Below are 15,901 nucleotides of genomic sequence, written 5' to 3' on the forward strand. Positions count from 1 at the left end.
CCCCGTCCAGGCATTCATGGAGGCCTTCCCGCAGCGTCTCCGGGCGGTGCTGGAAGAGCGCCGTGCGGCCGGTCTGTACCGCCAGTGCCAGACCCTGGAAAGTGGCCAGGGGCCACTGGTGCGTCTCGGCGGGCGCGAGTACCTGAATTTCTGCAGCAACGATTACCTCGGCCTCGCCTCCCATCCCAAAGTCATCGAGAGCCTGCGCGCGGCCGCCCGCATCTGGGGGGTCGGCAGCGGCGCCTCGCACCTGGTCTGCGGCCACAGCGAGCCCCACCGGGCGCTGGAGGAAGCGCTGGCGGAGCTTACCGGGCGGCCCCGGGCACTACTGTTCTCCAGCGGCTACGCCGCAAACACCGGTATCCTGCACGCACTGCTGCAAACTGGCGACAGCGTACTGCAGGATCGCCTGAATCATGCTTCCCTGCTGGACGGCGGCCTGCACAGCGGGGCGCGCCTGCGCCGCTTCGCCCACAATGACTGCGCTGACCTGGCCCGCAAGCTGGCGCGCGCTACCGGCCCGGCTCTGGTAGCCGTGGACGGCGTCTTCAGCATGGACGGCGACAGCGCACCGCTGGGGGCAATTGCCCGGGTGTGTGAGCAGCACCAGGCCTGGCTGATGGTCGACGATGCCCACGGCTTTGGCATCACCGGCGCGGACGGAGCCGGCAGCGTGGCGGCCGCGGGCCTGGGTCTGGCGGAGGTGCCGGTATTGATGGCAACCCTGGGCAAGGCTTTGGGCACCTCGGGCGCCTTTGTCGCCGGCAGCGAGCTGCTGATCGAAGGCCTGATCCAGAGTACCCGCAACTATATCTACACCACCGCCATGCCGCCCGCACTGGCCGCCGCCAGCCTCACCGCGCTGGGCCTGCTGCGGGAGGAGGCCTGGCGTCGGGACCAGTTGGCAGCACTGGTCGCCGCGTTTCGCCGCGGTGCCGCAGAACTGGGGTTGCCGCTCATGGCAGCGGACAGTGCGATCCAGCCCCTGCTGGTGGGCGATGCCGCGCGCGCTGTTGAGCTGAGCCAGCAACTGCGGGATCGCGGTATCCTGATCAGTGCCATCCGGCCGCCCACCGTGCCGGCGGGGACCTCCCGTCTGCGCATTACCCTGAGTGCGGCCCATACCCCTGAACAGGTGGAGCGGTTACTGGCCACGCTGGCGGAAATCTGGCCCCGTGCCTGAGAATCCGCTGCGCCTCGAGCACTTGCCAGCCACCGGTACCGCCCGTTGCGATCTGGTGCTGTTGCACGGTTGGGCCGGGGGGCGCGATTGCTGGCGGCCGCTGCTGCCGGCGCTGCGCCCCTGGGCCAACCTTACCCTGATCGATTGGCAGGCGGCGACTGATGGTCTGGACGCACTGGTCGCGAACATTCTCGCCGTGGCACCAGAACAGGCAATCTATGTGGGTTGGTCACTGGGGGGACAAGTCGCGACCGCGGTGGCGGCCGCTGTGCCTGAGCGCGTGTCCGCACACGTCACCATCGCCAGCAATCCCTGTTTCACGGCGCAGCCCGGGTGGCCGGGCCTGCCGGCAACTACCCTGCAGACCTTTGCGGACGACCTGGCCGCAAATCCCGCCAGGATGCTGCGCCGCTTTGCCAGCCTCCAGGCCAGCGGCGACGCCGCTGAGCGCACACTGGCCCGGCAACTGCTGCGCAGCGGCGGGCATTGGTCTGCCGATGCACTTGCAGCCGGGCTGCAGTGGCTGAAAAGCCTTGATACCCGGGCCCTGTTGCGGGGTTTGGGCTGCCCCCAGCTACACCTGCTGGCGGCTACCGATGCCCTGGTGCCGGCGCTGGCGGCCACAGCGCTCGCTGCGACGCTGGCCGACAAATCGCGCGCATCGGTTCGTGTTCTCGATGCCGATTGTCATGCCCTGCCCTTGTCGGCTCCTCTATTGCTGGCAGATGCGCTGCGGGAATTTGTAGCGCCAGCCGCGGCGACGGCTGCCACAGCAAGGGCTGCCCCAGCAACGGCTGCCCCAGCGAGGGCTGCCCCAGCAACGGCTGCCGCAGCAACCCCGGTTGCGAAGGGCGATATTGCCGCCTCCTTCAGCCGCGCGGCAGCGCGCTACGACAGCGTGGCTGCCCTGCAGCAGGACGTTGGCCAGCGCCTGCTGGGGCGAATTGGCGAGCTGGGACAGCCTGCCACCGTGCTGGACCTGGGCTGTGGCACCGGTTATATCCAGCCGCAGCTGCGGACGCGCTTCCCGCAGAGCCGTTATCTTGGCATGGACATCGCCGTGGGCATGCTGGCCTACGCCCGCGGTCGCCACCCGAGTGCCGGCAGCTGGGTGGCGGGGGATGCCGAGGCGTTACCGCTGGCCTGCGAATCCGTCGGTCTGGTCTACAGCAGCCTGGCCTTTCAGTGGTGCTACCGGCCCGACCTGCTGTTTGCCGAGCTGGGGCGGGTGCTGGAGCCCGGTGGCAGCTGCTTTTTCAGCTCGCTGGGGCCGGCCACCTTGCAGGAGTTGCGTCAGTCCTGGGCCGCCGCTGACAGCAGTCAGCACGTCAACAGCTTCCTTCCGGTGGATGCCCTGCAGGCAGCGGCAAGCGCGGTCAGGGGGGTGCGGCTGCAGCTGCACAGCGAGCGTATCGTGATGCGCTATGAACGGGTCGGGGAACTGCTGGCCGAACTCAAGACCCTGGGCGCACACAACATGAATACTGGCCGCAGCGGGGGCCTGACCGGCCGGCGGCGGCTGGCGGCCATGATCCAGGCCTATGAGGACTGGCGCGAGCCGGAGGGATTGCCGGCAACCTACGATGTGCTGTTCGGGCATCTGGAGAAATTATGAGCACGACGTTTTTTATTACCGGCACCGATACCGAAGTGGGCAAGACCGCGGTCAGCTGTGCCCTGTTGCATGCCGCCAGGGCGGCCGGGCTGACCACGGCGGCGGTCAAGCCGGTGGCCGCGGGCTGCGATGCGAACGGCCACAACGAGGACGCCCTGGCGCTACAGGCGGCGATGACCCTGGCGCTGCCCTACGCCCAGGTCAATCCGGTGGCTCTGCAGCCGGCGATTGCGCCCCATATCGCCGCCGCACGGGCCGGCTGCAGCCTGAGCGCGGACCGGCTGGCGGGCCTTTGCCGGGGTGTCATGCACAGCGGTGCGGACCTGGTGCTGGTGGAGGGCGCCGGCGGCTGGCGGGTGCCACTGGGGCCACGGGAAACCCTCGCGGATGTCGCGATCGTCCTCGGTGTCGATGTCATCATGGTCGTGGCGATGCGTCTGGGTTGTATCAATCACGCCCTGCTGACGGCGGAGGCAATCCGCGCCGACGGCCTGCGCCTGGCGGGCTGGGTTGCCAACACCCCCGGGGCGACCATGGCTTGCCACGCGGAAAACCTGGACACATTGCAGCACCTGCTGCCCGCACCGCTGCTGGGGGAGGTCCCTTTCATTGCCCCGTTTGACGCAGGTATTGCGTCACAATATATTGATTTAGATAAGATATTAACGAAGTGAGTACTTACATTCTCTACTCCTGGTGCTCGCTATAGAACCATATCCTGCAACATCTTCGGCGCCCGCCGCGTGAAAAGATATTTGACTTCGGTTGCGAAACGCGCAAAATGTAATCACCGAAAACATGAGTGCACCGCACCGCGAGGTATCAGCATGCTGCAGTACAAAGCTCCGCTCCGGGACATCCGGTTTGTCATGAACGAATTGCTGGAGTCCGAGGCCCTGTACCAGCGCCTGCCCGGTTATGAAGAAGCGAGCCAGGACCTGATGGACGCCATCGTTGAAGAGGGCGCCAAGTTCGCAGAAAACGTGCTGTCCCCACTCAACCAATCCGGCGACGATGAGGGCTGCACCTGGAAAGATGGTGTGGTCACAACCCCCCAAGGCTTCCCCGAAGCCTACCAGCAGTTTGTCGACAATGGCTGGCCGGCACTGTCCGCTGACACCGAATACGGCGGCCAGGGCCTGCCCAACCTCCTCGGCATCATCGTCAACGAACTGGCCGGCACCGCCAACTGGTCCTGGCTGATGTATCCCGGCCTGAGCCACGGTGCGATCAAGACCATCGAGGAGCACGGCGACGAGGAACAAAAGCAGAAATACCTGACCCGGCTGATCGAAGGCAGCTGGACTGGCACCATGTGCCTTACCGAGGCCCACTGCGGCAGCGACCTGGGCCTGCTGCGCACCAAGGCCGAACCGCAGGCGGATGGCAGCTATGCCATCTCCGGAACCAAGATCTTCATCAGCGCCGGCGACCACGACATGGCGGAGAATATCGTTCATATCGTTCTGGCCCGCCTCCCCGATGCCCCTCCCGGGACCAAGGGCATCTCCCTGTTCATCGTGCCCAAGTTCAAGCTGACGGACGATGGTACGGTGGGCGAGCGCAACAGCGTTCACTGCGCCTCCATCGAGAAGAAGATGGGCATCAAGGCTTCTGCCACCTGCGTGCTCAACTTCGACGGCGCCACAGGCTATCTGATTGGCCCACCCAACCGCGGCCTCAATGCCATGTTCACCTTCATGAACACCGCACGCATCGGTACCGCCATCCAGGGTCTCGCCCACGGAGAGCTGTCCTACCAGGGCGCGCTGGCCTATGCCCGCGACCGCCTGGCCATGCGCAGCCTGACCGGGCCCAAGAACCCCGACGGCCCCGCCGACCCGATCATCGTGCACGCGGACGTGCGCCGCATGCTGCTGACCCAGAAGGCGCTGGTTGAAGGCAGCCGTGCGTTTCTCTACTACCTGGCCCAGAAGGGTGACATCCTCGACGCGGGCAGCGAGAAAGAAGCAAAGGCGGCGGACGAGCTGCTGGCCTTCCTCACCCCCATCGCCAAGGCCTTTGTCACCGAGACTGGCTACGAGGCGGCGAACCTCGGCCTGCAGGTCTACGGCGGCCACGGCTTCATCAAGGAGTGGGGCATGGAGCAGATCGTGCGCGATGCACGCATCGCCATGCTCTACGAAGGGACCACCGGCATCCAGGCCCTGGACCTGATCGGGCGCAAGGTGCTCGGCTCCGGTGGCAAGCTGCTGATGGGCTTCACCGATCTGGTCGGCGCTTTCTGTGACGAACACGCCGGTGAAGCTGACGCCGAATTCACCAGCGTACTCAAGTGCTACAAGGACGACTGGCTGGAACTGTCGCTGAAAATAGGCGAGAAAGCGATGCAGAATCCGGACGAAGCGGGAGCCGCAGCGGTCGATTACCTGATGTACAGCGGCTATGTCACCCTGGCCTACTTCTGGGCCCGGATGGCGGTACTCGCACGGCAGAAAATCGCCGCGGCGGAGGGCGATACCTCGTTTTACGAGGCCAAGCTGATGACGGCGCGGTTCTATTACGAGCGTCTGCTGCCGCGGACCCTGTCGCACAAGCAGGCCCTGCTGTCAGGTTCCGACAACCTCATGACCATGCCCGAAGCCCTGTTCGACGTTGCCGGCTGAGGCCGGGCGCGCAGTGACTTTTACTCCGGGAGCGAGGACAATATCGTCCTGGCTTCCGGGAGGATGTTATGTCGGACCAAAAAATGCAGCAGGATGAGGCGGACAACCAGAGCCGTCTCTACCCCGATGATCAGGCCAAGGTGGACGCCTTCGTGTCCAGCGGGGTCAATTCAGTTCCGCGCAAGCCGTTCAAGCCTCTGCGCCTGGTGATATTGCTCCTGGCGGTGGTCACTGGCTTCAGCTTGCTGAGTCAGGTGATCGCCAAGTGGGCAGGTGTTTACTAGGCGCAAACGGGTGACGGATCTTAATTTTCTGGTGGCCAGCAGCCCCTTGGTTCGCAGGCGCCGCTCTGGTATATTTGCCCACCTCAAATTTTCGGTGTGTAGCGCAGCCTGGTAGCGCACTTCCTTCGGGAGGAAGGGGTCGGAGGTTCGAATCCTCTCACACCGACCATTTTTCAATCCCATTCAATCCGATACTGTCCTTAACCTCCTGTTTTTTCTGACTTTTTCTTCTAGTCTCGTCTGATCACGTCCAAAGGATCCTACTGGATACCGACGCCGGTGACGGTATTGTTGACGGTATCAGGAGGTTTGTCAGAACAGATACCGTCAAGGTACCAGGAGAAGCCCATGAGCAAGCTCACGGCAATTGCCGTTAAGAACGCCAAGCAAGGCACCAAGCCCCAGAAACTTGTGGACGGAGGTGGTCTCTACCTACTGGTCGATCGCAAGGGAAGTAAGTACTGGCGGTACGACTACCGCTTCGCTGGCAAGCGCAAGACACTGGCACTTGGGGTCTACCCGGAAGTCTCACTGAAGGAAGCCAGGGAAGCGCACTACGAAGCCAGACGCAAAATCGGTCAGGACATTGATCCTAGTGAGGTCAAGAAGGTCGCCAAGCAGACCTTGTACCAGGCTGCCGAGGATAGCTTCGAGGCCGTTGGCCGTGAGTGGTTCAATCAGGTCATGGACGATAAATCGGAGAGCTACCGGGTGCGTACCCGCCGCATCCTGGAGAAGGACCTGTTCCCGCATCTCGGTAATCGCCCTATCTCAAATATCACTGCTCTCGACCTATTGGCGGTCTTGCGCCGCATCGAAGGACGGGGGGCCATCGACATTGCCCACCGCGCCAAGCAGGCTGCCGGTCTGATCTTCAGGTATGCGGTGGTGACTGGTCGTGCTGAGCGTGATCCGAGCGGTGACCTGAAAGGCGCATTGAAATCCAAGAACAAGAAACACCATGCCGCCATCACCGAACCCGCAGAGGTTGGGCGTCTGTTGGTGGCTATGGATAGCTTCCAGGGCACCTTGACCGTTAAGACCGCAGTACGCCTCTCTGCGCTTCTGTTCCAGCGTCCCGGGGAGATCCGCGCCATGGAGTGGGCCGAGATCAACTGGGACGCCGAACAGTGGGAGCTACCCGCCGAGAAGATGAAAATGCGTTTGCCCCATATAGTTCCACTAAGTCGCCAGGCCCTTGAAATCCTGCGTGATGTGCAGCGCCTCACGGGCCGCGGGCGGTACGTGTTCCCCAGCGCCAGGGGTGCCAGCCGTTGCATGTCCGACAACACTGTTCGAGTGGCTCTGCGAACGTTGGGCTACACCAGTGAGCAGATGACCGCCCACGGTTTCCGAGCTATGGCCCGTACGCTGCTTGATGAGGTGCTCGGCTACCGGGTGGACTGGATCGAGCATCAGCTGGCGCATGCGGTGCGTGACCCCAATGGTCGGGCCTACAATCGCACCTCCCATCTGGAGGGGCGCAAGGGGATGATGCAGGGGTGGGCGGACTACCTGGACGACCTGCGAAACCAATAAATAAAAGAGACCGATACATGGAAACCCCAAATTATAAAATGCTTCCGAATCAGCTGAACCTCGAAATGGTCGCCACGGAAATGGCGCTCGTGAACATGAGCCCCAGATCGAAGATTGAAGTCATTCTCTATCATCAACGAAACGGTAGAATTGCATTAAAGGCTGACGTCGCGACCAACTACAATGTTCACGAGACTGCTGCTGGTCTGGACGAGAACTACGATTCAAACGGCAACGTAATCGTGTTGAGCGGTGGTAAGGACTTTTGGATCGAAACCTCCGGCCGCCCCATCACCCTGGGCCCAGCCCATCTCATCGGCGATGCGCTAATCGTCAGCACCTTCACTTTCGAAGACAAGGAATACTACCCCCTGGACGAACCCGGCATGCACCCATTGTCGCTTTCTTTCAGCATCAATGACGTCTACGTGGATAAAGTGGATCTTGAGGACTTCCTCGAAAGAGGACCTGGAGACATACCTGCTTACGCCGATCCGGCAAGCGAACACTTCGCGCCCGAACTAGCCTTAGCAGTGACAATCCACAAAGCTCTCCGGATGGAAGGAAAGATAAATCCAAGGTTAAACATGGTGGATCGCGTAGACCTTTGGCTCAGACAAAATACCCCAAATAAAAAGCCACCCGAAATCCGAACCAAACGACTCGCTACAATAATTGGTGATGGGAAGAAAATAGAGAGTGACCTAAAAAATATAAAAAAAACAAAAGGTTAAAAATTAAACAGGCAGATGGCTCTCCAGGGTGAGGCCGTAGCCTAACTCTTCCTGCTCCTGCAATTCCTTATTGTGCGGCCTGGCACTAATGCCACCACGAGCACCGTAACGTAAGGATCCACTGTATGGAGCACCAACATACCAACAGCCCACGGCTGATACGTATCAAACAGGTGCAGGCCCTGACGGGCCTGTCGCGCAGCTACATATATAGCCTGGCCCACCACCCCTCAGCGAACTTCCCAAGGAGCATACCGCTAATTCCAGGAGGTTCGTCACGAGCCTGGCAGGAATCCGCCGTTTTGGATTGGATAAACCAACGGGTAGAAGCTGGCAAGCTGGAGGTGACCAATGCGTAAGCATCCGCGTCGACGCGTCAAGCTGCCCCATCTTAGGCCGGAAGTTTTTCTCACGCCAAGTTCGGCAGCAACACTAGAGCTAGTTATCTCCGCCGGGACCACAGGTATAAGCCTGTACGACCTGGAGAGTAATGGCAGGGTCTATGCGGTCACGCAGCTGAAAGAACTCAGCGACGGCGGAGCAATCTTCCATATCGCGAAAAGGCCATGCATGAACCCTGACACAGCAGCTTTTGAGGATGTCGATCACTACATCTATCGAGGCTGGATTCAATAACAATCGCCCCCGGAAGGGGGCGCCCTTGAAAAACCAAGGACCGCACATTTATGTCAGATGAGACCGTTCCACTAGAAACATTAAGAAGTTTGTCGATAAACGATAAGTTGGAGGAAATGCGAGCGCAGGTCAAAAGCGCGACCTACATAGCTGGACGCATGGCGTTGTCTGGCCAAATAACGGTGTTCTATGCAGGACCCAATACCGGCAAGACTTTGCTTAGCCTTAAACTGATCTCCGAGGCAATTGGCAATGGTACAGCGGGTAAGGCGGTCTACCACATTAACCTTGATGATACTTACGAAGGTCTGATTACCAAAGGTGATCTTGGCAATCGGCACGGCTTTGAAGTGATAGCACCAAGCACTTTCCCTCAGCCAAACGAAAATTTTGCCGAGCTAGTAGAGTTCGTCCTCGAAGCTGGGATAGCCAGTGAGACTATTTTTATACTGGATACCGTTAAGAAATTCGCTGATGTTATGGACAAAAAGGCCAGCAGCGCATTCATGACAACCTGCCGTCGGCTGACCACAGCCGGTGGATCGATTATCGGCCTTGCACATACTAATAAGCACAAGGGCGGGGATGAGAAGAGCGTGCCAGCTGGAACCAGCGACATCCTGGACGACTGTGACTGCGCCTACGTTATCGATATAGTGAGCCAAGAACCGGTAGATGGGGGTGTAAGGCGAACGGTGGAGTTCCTGAACCAGAAGTCGCGCGGTCCAATAGTCCAGAGCTCTATATACAGCTATATTAACTATGAGGACGGCGACTACAATCGCATGTTCAACTCCGTCAAGCTCATCGATGGCAATGAGGCGGACAGATTACGCGAAAAAAGAGCTGTTGAGCACGAGCTCAATCAGGACTCGGACTTGATTGGTGAGATATCAGCGATGCTACAGAACGCCGGTGAAGCCATCCAGAGAGACGTCGTCAGCCATGTCTGTGCCAACTCGTCATTCCCTCGACGTAGGGTCGTTGAGTGCCTCCAGCGCTGGTCGTGCTCGCCCAACGAGGATGGGCTCTGGACACTGACCAAGGGCGCGAACAATAGCAACGTGTACCGCTTGAATGAATAGCGTCTACTGCCCCCCAGTAATACTGGTATTTCTGGCAATACCGGAAATACCAGTATTTCATACAGGGGGGGTGGCCTTCATCTTTAATCTGAACAAGTTGGACAACTCGGTCAGCCCCAGTATTCATGCGCCTCTCAGCTGTCCGGGTTGCTCGCCTGAAGGTGGACAAGTCGGACAGTGATACACATCCACCCCCACACTATGGCCACGTCGTGACCACGCCAGGTGCCGCTAGGGTGCGCGCAGCGCAGCCCGACGCGAGTGCCTGGCGGGGTTCAGACGTGGCTCTAATACACCGACCAACCAAACCGATAGGTTGACGACAACTCAGTCGCGAATCGACAGGAGCAACGCTTATAGAAGCCAAGACTGATCGAAAAACATCCAGCTCCACGGACTGCTTTTCGTTGTCTGGAGAAGTAGTTCTAGAACTTCTCAACCGATGGTCTCCCGATATTCTAAACCGGTTGCACCAGCCAACTCTGACCATGTAATGCCGGTACTCTAACTGCCACAGGATCGAGCCATAGGGCGAAAATCGTCACATGCCTACGACCCCAGTACGTGCAGCCTCGCTCACGCATTGGCAAGTACCCCCCCGGGGGGGTAGCTCACTGAAGTTTCCGAAGACGACCACCCCCAGGTCTTCGTTGCTGGCTCCCTTACATGCTGCGCTGCTCGTTGCCGCTTCCGCGGACGACGTGGCGACAGCCATCCCCACCAACTAATGGAGTACCCACCATGTTCACAGCGATCAACAATCTCTTCACTGCCGCGGCAACCCTGTTCAGTGCCTGCAACCGGGGCGCCGCTGCCATTGACCACTGCGCACGCTGGGCAGAGCAGGAGGCCTATGACTTCGAAGCCCGGGCCCAGATCGAGCGGACTGCCAGGATCGAACAGCTCCGTAACGAGCTGAAGCCCCTACCCGTAATCTCCTCATGACGACTGACCTGCCTACGGGCAGGTCTTACTTTTTACACATCCACACAGGGAGATAGCCACCACGGCTGAGCGCCTTGGCTTCCCGCTCCTGGTTTGGGGCGCTTCCGCGCACGTCGTGGTGATGACAGATAGCCTTTCTGGCTTCCTGCTTCACCACCCACCTGAGCTCACCGGCGCCGCACCGTTGGTGCTGCTGGTGCTCTCTCCAGAGACTTTGAACCAGGAGCTACACCATGACCGACAATCAGCCCCGTCTTACCACGGTACCGATGCACTACCCCTTGGACTTTCAGGAGACCGAACAGGCCACCATCCAGGAAGCCATTATGATCCTTGAGTCCCGGATCAGAGAGTCCGATGCCTACACCAGCCCTGCTGACGTCAAAACCTTCTGCAGGCTCCAGATCGCCCACGAGCGGGACGAATACTTCTGTTGCATGTACCTGGACAGCCAGCACCGCCTGATCGCCTTTGAGAGGCTGTTCCGGGGCACGGTGGACGGAGCTGCAGTCTACCCTCGAGTTGTCGTCCGGCGTGCCCTGGAGGTCAATGCAGCGGCTGTCATCTTCACCCACAACCATCCGTCAGGTATTGCGGAGCCCAGCTCTGCTGACATGAGGATCACCACCCGCTTGCAGGAAGCGTTGAAGCTTGTGGATGTCCGGGTCCTGGACCATGTCATCGTCGGCACTGAAGGCGTGTACTCCATGGCTGAGAGCGGCCGACTCTGAAACCCACCCACCACCAACAATATACCCAAACCAGAAGGAGCTACTTCATGAACAAGAAAGACAGGGTCGCATTCGTGGTCAGCAGCATCGTGGTGCTTCTATCACTATTCATCTTGGCAGAGGAAGGGCCCGAGGGTCTTCTGCTACTGCCGCCGGTTGGTCTGTACTGGTTGTACAAGTACCTCAACAACGACATCAGCTTCATTGCTCGGCACAACGGCAGCGGAGAATCGTAAGCTGCGACCGTCCACCTATTTCAAGGCTACACCGGAAACGGTGCAGCCTCTTTTTTTCTGGCTTGGGCACGGAGGTCTCAGGATAAGGATGTCGCAGAATGACCATAAAACGGGATTATGCGCAGTGCCTCCGGCACTGTCCGCTGACGCCGCATAATCAGTTCTATGGATAAATCTGCTTGGCCGTTTATGGCGGCACCACCGCCTCCGTGCTCCCGGCGCTGCGATCGGCATCGTCGGTCAGTCTCGCCGCCTCACTGCACCTCGCTACGGCCAGGGCCGTCGCGCTCAGTGCAGCCTCGGCGTCTCACCCTCCCTCCTCAACCGATCTGGCTTGGGGCACTGCGCGGCAGCGCCACCAAAGTAGGAGGTGGGTCTCGCCCTCCCTCCTGCCTGATAACACGACCTGTCTATCCACACAGCACTGCACTGCCATGTCGATTGCCGTAGATTGCTGATCGGAGAGGGTTTGGGGCTTTCTGAGCACCTGGATTCGCCGCTCCGCATCATGGCGCGCACGTTGTGCTTTTCCATGGCTTCAATTGATGGGTATAGTCCTACCCATCCCACGGGCACCGGCCAGGGTGGCGGGTTATGCCCGGCAAGCCAGGAACAACAAGATCCAAGGGGAACCGATGAGCAACACCGAACAACAATTCCTGAAGGAACTCGACGACAAACTCTGGAAGGCCGCCGACAAGCTGCGCTCCAACCTGGATGCCGCCAACTACAAGCATGTGGTGTTGGGCCTGATCTTCCTGAAGTACGTCTCCGATGCCTTCGAGGAGCGGCAGGAGGCTTTGCTGGAGCTATTCAAGAGCGACAGCGACGACAACATCTACTACCTGCCCCGGGACGACTACGACCGCGAGGAAGACTACCAGCAGGCCCTGCAGGATGAACTGGAGGTGCTGGACTACTACCGCGAAGCCAATGTGTTCTGGGTACCCAAGGCCGCCCGCTGGAACACCCTTAAGGAAAAGGCCGTGTTGCCCGTTGGTACTGTCCTCTGGCAGGACGATGCCGGCAATGACGTGAAGCTGCGCTCGGTTTCCTGGCTGGTGGACAACGCCCTGGAGGAAATCGAGAAGAGCAACGCCCGGCTCAAGGGCATTCTCAACCGCATCAGCCAGTACCAGTTGGAGAACGACAAGCTGCTGGGGCTGATCAACACCTTCTCCGATACCTCCTTCACCAAGCCGGTGTATGACGGTGAGCGGCTGAGCCTGCACAGCAAGGATGTGCTCGGCCATGTATACGAGTATTTCCTGGGCCAGTTCGCCCTGGCCGAGGGCAAGCAGGGCGGCCAGTACTACACTCCCAAGAGCATCGTCACCCTGATCGTGGAAATGCTGGAGCCCTATTCAGGCCGCGTCTACGACCCGGCCATGGGTTCTGGTGGTTTTTTTGTATCCTCGGACAAGTTCATCGAGGAGCACGCCAATGAGCAACACTACGATCCCGCCGAGCAGAAGAAGCACATCTCCGTCTACGGCCAGGAATCCAACCCCACCACCTGGAAGCTGGCCGCCATGAACATGGCCATCCGGGGCATCGACTTCAACTTCGGCAAGAAGAACGCCGACACCTTCCTGGACGACCAGCACCCGGACCTGCGCGCCGACTTCGTGATGGCCAACCCGCCTTTCAACACCAAGGACTGGTGGAGTGAATCCCTGGCCGAGGACGCCCGCTGGAAGTACGGCACGCCACCCAAGGGCAATGCCAACTTCGCCTGGATGCAGCACATGCTGCACCACCTGGCTCCCACAGGCAGCATGGCCCTGCTGCTGGCCAACGGCTCCATGAGTTCCAACACCAACAACGAAGGCGAGATCCGCAAGCGCCTGGTGGAGGAAGATCTGGTCGAGTGTATGGTGGCCCTGCCGGGGCAGCTGTTCACCAATACCCAAATCCCGGCCTGCATCTGGTTTCTGACCCGGGACAAGGCCAACGGCGTGGTGCGCAACGTGACGAAGCGCGACCGTCGGCAGGAGTTCCTGTTTATCGATGCCCGCAACCTGGGCTATATGCGGGATCGGGTACTGCGGGACTTCACCAATGCAGACATCGCCAGGATCGCCGACACCTTCCACGCCTGGCAGCGGGGCGAAGCCTACGAGGATATTGCTGGTTTCTGCAGGTCCGCCAGTTTGGATGAAGTCAGGAAACACGATTTTGTGCTGACGCCGGGGCGTTATGTGGGGGCCCGGGAGCAGGAAGACGATGGTGAGCCATTCGCCGAGAAGATGGCGCGATTGACGAGGCAGCTGCGGGAGCAGTTTGCAGAGAATGAGCGGCTGGAGGTGAAAATCAAACGCAATCTGACTGGGCTAGGATTATGGGATTCACGTTTATGAATGCCTCTGAACTTCTTCAAAATCTTAACCTTCTGGATGAAAACGAGCGTATCGAAGCCAAGCGTGCGAAAAAGTCAGGTAAATCCATACTGGAAACTGTATGCGCTTTTGCCAATGAACCGAATCTTGGCGGAGGCTGGCTGCTCTTGGGGGTTGTTCGTGAAGAAATGGCCCTGTTCCCCGGTTACGATGTAGAGGGGGTTCCCCATCCTGACCAGCTGAGTAGCGACCTCGCCAGCCAGTGCGCCACTACCTTTAATCAGCCGGTGCGTGTCGATATCAGCACAGAGTGGCTCGATGAAAAGCCGGTTATCGTGGTACATGTCCCGGAGGCAGCTTCACAGGACAAGCCGGTCTATTTCAAGGCTGTAGGTCTACCCAGGGGCGCCTTCCGCCGAATTGGCAGTACTGATCAACGCTGCACTGAAGACGATATGACGATCTTTTATCAGTCACGTCAGCAGGAAAGCTATGATGCCGGGACTGTGTCCGATGCTGAGCTGGAGGATTTTGACGACGCAGCGATAGCTGACTACCGGCTTGCCAGAGGGGAGGCCAATCCCGATGCAGAAGAATTGCATTGGACGGACCTGGAATTACTGCAGGCCCTCAAGGCGGTTCGACGCAACAATGCCGGCCAATGGCAACCGACCGTAGCTGGCTTGCTGTTGTTTGGAAGATCCGTTGCGCTACGGCGCTGTTTCCCTATGACGCGGGTAGATTACATCCGGGTGCCTGGTCGAGAGTGGGTTCCCAATCCGGATCGCCGCTTCGACACTGTGGAATTACGCGCTCCATTATTCAGCCTGCTGCGAAGGGCTCAGGCGGCTGTACTGGATGATCTCCCCAAAGCTTTTGGCCTGGACGAGGGTGAGCTGCAACGCAGCGACAAACCTGCCATTCCGCAGCGGGCACTGCGTGAAGCACTGGTCAATGCCCTGATGCACCGAAACTACCGGGTACAGGCGCCGGTCCAGATAATCCGTTACTCCAATCGGCTGGAAATTCGCAACCCAGGGTTCTCGTTAAAATCACCAGAGCACCTCGGTGAGCCCGGCTCCATGCCGCGCAACCCGGTCATAGCCGCTGTCTTGCACGAAACCCGGTTTGCGGAGACCAAAGGCAGTGGTATTCGTGCAATCCGCGAAACGATGGATGCAGCGGGGCTGGCGCCTCCTTTGTTCGAGTCCGACAGAGGTCAGGATCAATTCGTCACCCAGTTCCTTTTTCATCATTTCCTGGGGGAGGAGGACATCCGCTGGCTGGCACAGTTCAAGGACCTGCATCTATCGAATGAAGAAGCTCGTGCCCTGATTGTGGCTCGAGAGGCTGGTGTAATAGATAACGCCACTTTCCGCGCCCTGAGCAAGGTAGATCCGCTGGCCGCCAGTGCTACTTTGCGTCGCCTGCGTGACGCTGGCTTGCTCAGGCAGCAGGGCCGAGGGTCGGCCACGTACTATCAGCCCACGGACAAGCTGTTGGAGTCACGAGAAAGTGATCGACAGCCCTTGTCAGGTAGGACGGCCCCCCTATCCAGTAAGAAGGGCCCTTTATCTAGTGACCCCGGGGCCTTATATAGTAACCTCGAGGCCTTATCTAGTAACCCTGGGCACGAGGCTCGTGACTCTTTACTGAACGAGCTGCCCGGTCATCTCGCCGCAAGGGTGGGTGCCTTGGGTCAACGGCATCCTCCGGAGGAGGTCCGTGAGCTCGTGGTGGCCCTGTGTGAGCAGCGGGCATGGCGTGTTGAAGAACTTGCTCATTTGTTGTTACGAAACCCGGAAACTATTCGTCAGAATTACCTGCGTCCGCTATTGGCGCAAAAGCGTATCGCCATGACCCTTCCCGACACTCCAAATTCTCCACAACAGGCCTATCGAGCGGTTGAGGGGCAGCAGAAATGACAGGTACAGACCAATATGTCTG

15 protein-coding genes and 1 tRNA gene are annotated in these 15,901 nt (G+C 59.6%); all 16 read left to right on the forward strand.

Annotated elements, in window-relative coordinates:
- Positions 1-16: 16 nt before the first annotated feature.
- The 16 genes from bioF (at position 17) to Q6D67_RS04760 (ending at position 15,879) form a co-directional block, all read left to right on the forward strand.
- Positions 17-1,183 (forward strand): 8-amino-7-oxononanoate synthase, encoded by a 1,167-nt coding sequence (bioF, locus tag Q6D67_RS04685; protein ID WP_304704421.1) that lies wholly within the window; start codon positions 17-19, stop codon positions 1,181-1,183.
- Complete coding sequence (gene bioC, locus Q6D67_RS04690; protein WP_304704422.1) at positions 1,176-2,798, forward strand: malonyl-ACP O-methyltransferase BioC; 1,623 nt, start codon at positions 1,176-1,178, stop codon at positions 2,796-2,798. Before bioF ends, bioC begins: the two co-directional genes overlap by 8 nt.
- Positions 2,795-3,472: a dethiobiotin synthase gene (gene bioD, locus Q6D67_RS04695; protein ID WP_304704423.1), complete on the forward strand. Its 678-nt coding sequence runs from the start codon at positions 2,795-2,797 to the stop codon at positions 3,470-3,472. Before bioC ends, bioD begins: the two co-directional genes overlap by 4 nt.
- Before the next feature lie 153 nt (positions 3,473-3,625).
- Positions 3,626-5,425, forward strand: a complete 1,800-nt coding sequence (locus Q6D67_RS04700; protein WP_304704424.1) for an acyl-CoA dehydrogenase C-terminal domain-containing protein — start codon at positions 3,626-3,628, stop codon at positions 5,423-5,425.
- A gap of 68 nt (positions 5,426-5,493) precedes the next feature.
- The gene (locus Q6D67_RS04705) at positions 5,494-5,709 is read left to right on the forward strand and encodes a DUF3094 family protein (RefSeq protein WP_304704425.1); all 216 of its coding nucleotides are present in this window, start codon (positions 5,494-5,496) and stop codon (positions 5,707-5,709) included.
- Positions 5,710-5,801: 92 nt separating this feature from the next.
- Positions 5,802-5,878, forward strand: a tRNA-Pro gene (locus Q6D67_RS04710).
- Between the two features lie 179 nt (positions 5,879-6,057).
- Positions 6,058-7,248 (forward strand): integrase arm-type DNA-binding domain-containing protein, encoded by a 1,191-nt coding sequence (locus Q6D67_RS04715; protein WP_304704426.1) that lies wholly within the window; start codon positions 6,058-6,060, stop codon positions 7,246-7,248.
- Positions 7,249-7,265: 17 nt separating this feature from the next.
- Entirely contained in the window at positions 7,266-7,982 is a 717-nt protein-coding gene (locus tag Q6D67_RS04720; RefSeq protein ID WP_304704427.1) for a hypothetical protein, read from the forward strand.
- A gap of 125 nt (positions 7,983-8,107) precedes the next feature.
- On the forward strand, positions 8,108-8,341 hold the full coding sequence (locus Q6D67_RS04725) for an AlpA family transcriptional regulator (protein ID WP_304704428.1): 234 nt from the start codon (positions 8,108-8,110) through the stop codon (positions 8,339-8,341).
- On the forward strand, positions 8,334-8,618 hold the full coding sequence (locus Q6D67_RS04730; protein WP_304704429.1) for a hypothetical protein: 285 nt from the start codon (positions 8,334-8,336) through the stop codon (positions 8,616-8,618). The genes Q6D67_RS04725 and Q6D67_RS04730 overlap by 8 nt, the downstream gene beginning before the upstream one ends.
- Positions 8,619-8,668: 50 nt before the next feature.
- Positions 8,669-9,703 (forward strand): hypothetical protein, encoded by a 1,035-nt coding sequence (locus tag Q6D67_RS04735; protein ID WP_304704430.1) that lies wholly within the window; start codon positions 8,669-8,671, stop codon positions 9,701-9,703.
- A gap of 741 nt (positions 9,704-10,444) precedes the next feature.
- Entirely contained in the window at positions 10,445-10,648 is a 204-nt protein-coding gene (locus Q6D67_RS04740; protein WP_304704431.1) for a hypothetical protein, read from the forward strand.
- Positions 10,649-10,917: 269 nt separating this feature from the next.
- Positions 10,918-11,379: a RadC family protein gene (locus Q6D67_RS04745; RefSeq protein ID WP_370551922.1), complete on the forward strand. Its 462-nt coding sequence runs from the start codon at positions 10,918-10,920 to the stop codon at positions 11,377-11,379.
- Between the two features lie 47 nt (positions 11,380-11,426).
- Positions 11,427-11,615, forward strand: coding sequence for a hypothetical protein (locus Q6D67_RS04750; RefSeq protein ID WP_304704433.1), 189 nt, complete (start codon positions 11,427-11,429; stop codon positions 11,613-11,615).
- Between the two features lie 635 nt (positions 11,616-12,250).
- Positions 12,251-13,975 (forward strand): class I SAM-dependent DNA methyltransferase, encoded by a 1,725-nt coding sequence (locus tag Q6D67_RS04755; protein WP_304704434.1) that lies wholly within the window; start codon positions 12,251-12,253, stop codon positions 13,973-13,975.
- Positions 13,972-15,879 carry an ATP-binding protein gene (locus tag Q6D67_RS04760; protein WP_304704435.1) on the forward strand — a complete coding sequence of 636 codons (1,908 nt, stop codon included), beginning with the start codon at positions 13,972-13,974 and terminating at the stop codon, positions 15,877-15,879. The genes Q6D67_RS04755 and Q6D67_RS04760 overlap by 4 nt, the downstream gene beginning before the upstream one ends.
- Positions 15,880-15,901 lie beyond the last annotated feature (22 nt).

Source organism: Haliea sp. E1-2-M8, assembly GCF_030649675.1.
Classification (GTDB): domain Bacteria; phylum Pseudomonadota; class Gammaproteobacteria; order Pseudomonadales; family Halieaceae; genus Haliea.

Bases quoted from the DNA above. Each gene is read 5' to 3' on its own strand.
- Q6D67_RS04760 (WP_304704435.1), top strand. From the start codon at position 13,972: ATGAATGCCTCTGAACTTCTTCAAAATCTTAACCTTCTGGATGAAAAC.
- Q6D67_RS04715 (WP_304704426.1), top strand. From the start codon at position 6,058: ATGAGCAAGCTCACGGCAATTGCCGTTAAGAACGCCAAGCAAGGCACC.
- Q6D67_RS04720 (WP_304704427.1), top strand. From the start codon at position 7,266: ATGGAAACCCCAAATTATAAAATGCTTCCGAATCAGCTGAACCTCGAA.
- Q6D67_RS04700 (WP_304704424.1), top strand. From the start codon at position 3,626: ATGCTGCAGTACAAAGCTCCGCTCCGGGACATCCGGTTTGTCATGAAC.
- Q6D67_RS04705 (WP_304704425.1), top strand. From the start codon at position 5,494: ATGTCGGACCAAAAAATGCAGCAGGATGAGGCGGACAACCAGAGCCGT.
- Q6D67_RS04755 (WP_304704434.1), top strand. From the start codon at position 12,251: ATGAGCAACACCGAACAACAATTCCTGAAGGAACTCGACGACAAACTC.
- Q6D67_RS04750 (WP_304704433.1), top strand. From the start codon at position 11,427: ATGAACAAGAAAGACAGGGTCGCATTCGTGGTCAGCAGCATCGTGGTG.
- bioF (WP_304704421.1), top strand. From the start codon at position 17: ATGGAGGCCTTCCCGCAGCGTCTCCGGGCGGTGCTGGAAGAGCGCCGT.
- Q6D67_RS04735 (WP_304704430.1), top strand. From the start codon at position 8,669: ATGTCAGATGAGACCGTTCCACTAGAAACATTAAGAAGTTTGTCGATA.
- Q6D67_RS04730 (WP_304704429.1), top strand. From the start codon at position 8,334: ATGCGTAAGCATCCGCGTCGACGCGTCAAGCTGCCCCATCTTAGGCCG.
- bioD (WP_304704423.1), top strand. From the start codon at position 2,795: ATGAGCACGACGTTTTTTATTACCGGCACCGATACCGAAGTGGGCAAG.
- Q6D67_RS04745 (WP_370551922.1), top strand. From the start codon at position 10,918: ATGCACTACCCCTTGGACTTTCAGGAGACCGAACAGGCCACCATCCAG.
- Q6D67_RS04725 (WP_304704428.1), top strand. From the start codon at position 8,108: ATGGAGCACCAACATACCAACAGCCCACGGCTGATACGTATCAAACAG.
- Q6D67_RS04740 (WP_304704431.1), top strand. From the start codon at position 10,445: ATGTTCACAGCGATCAACAATCTCTTCACTGCCGCGGCAACCCTGTTC.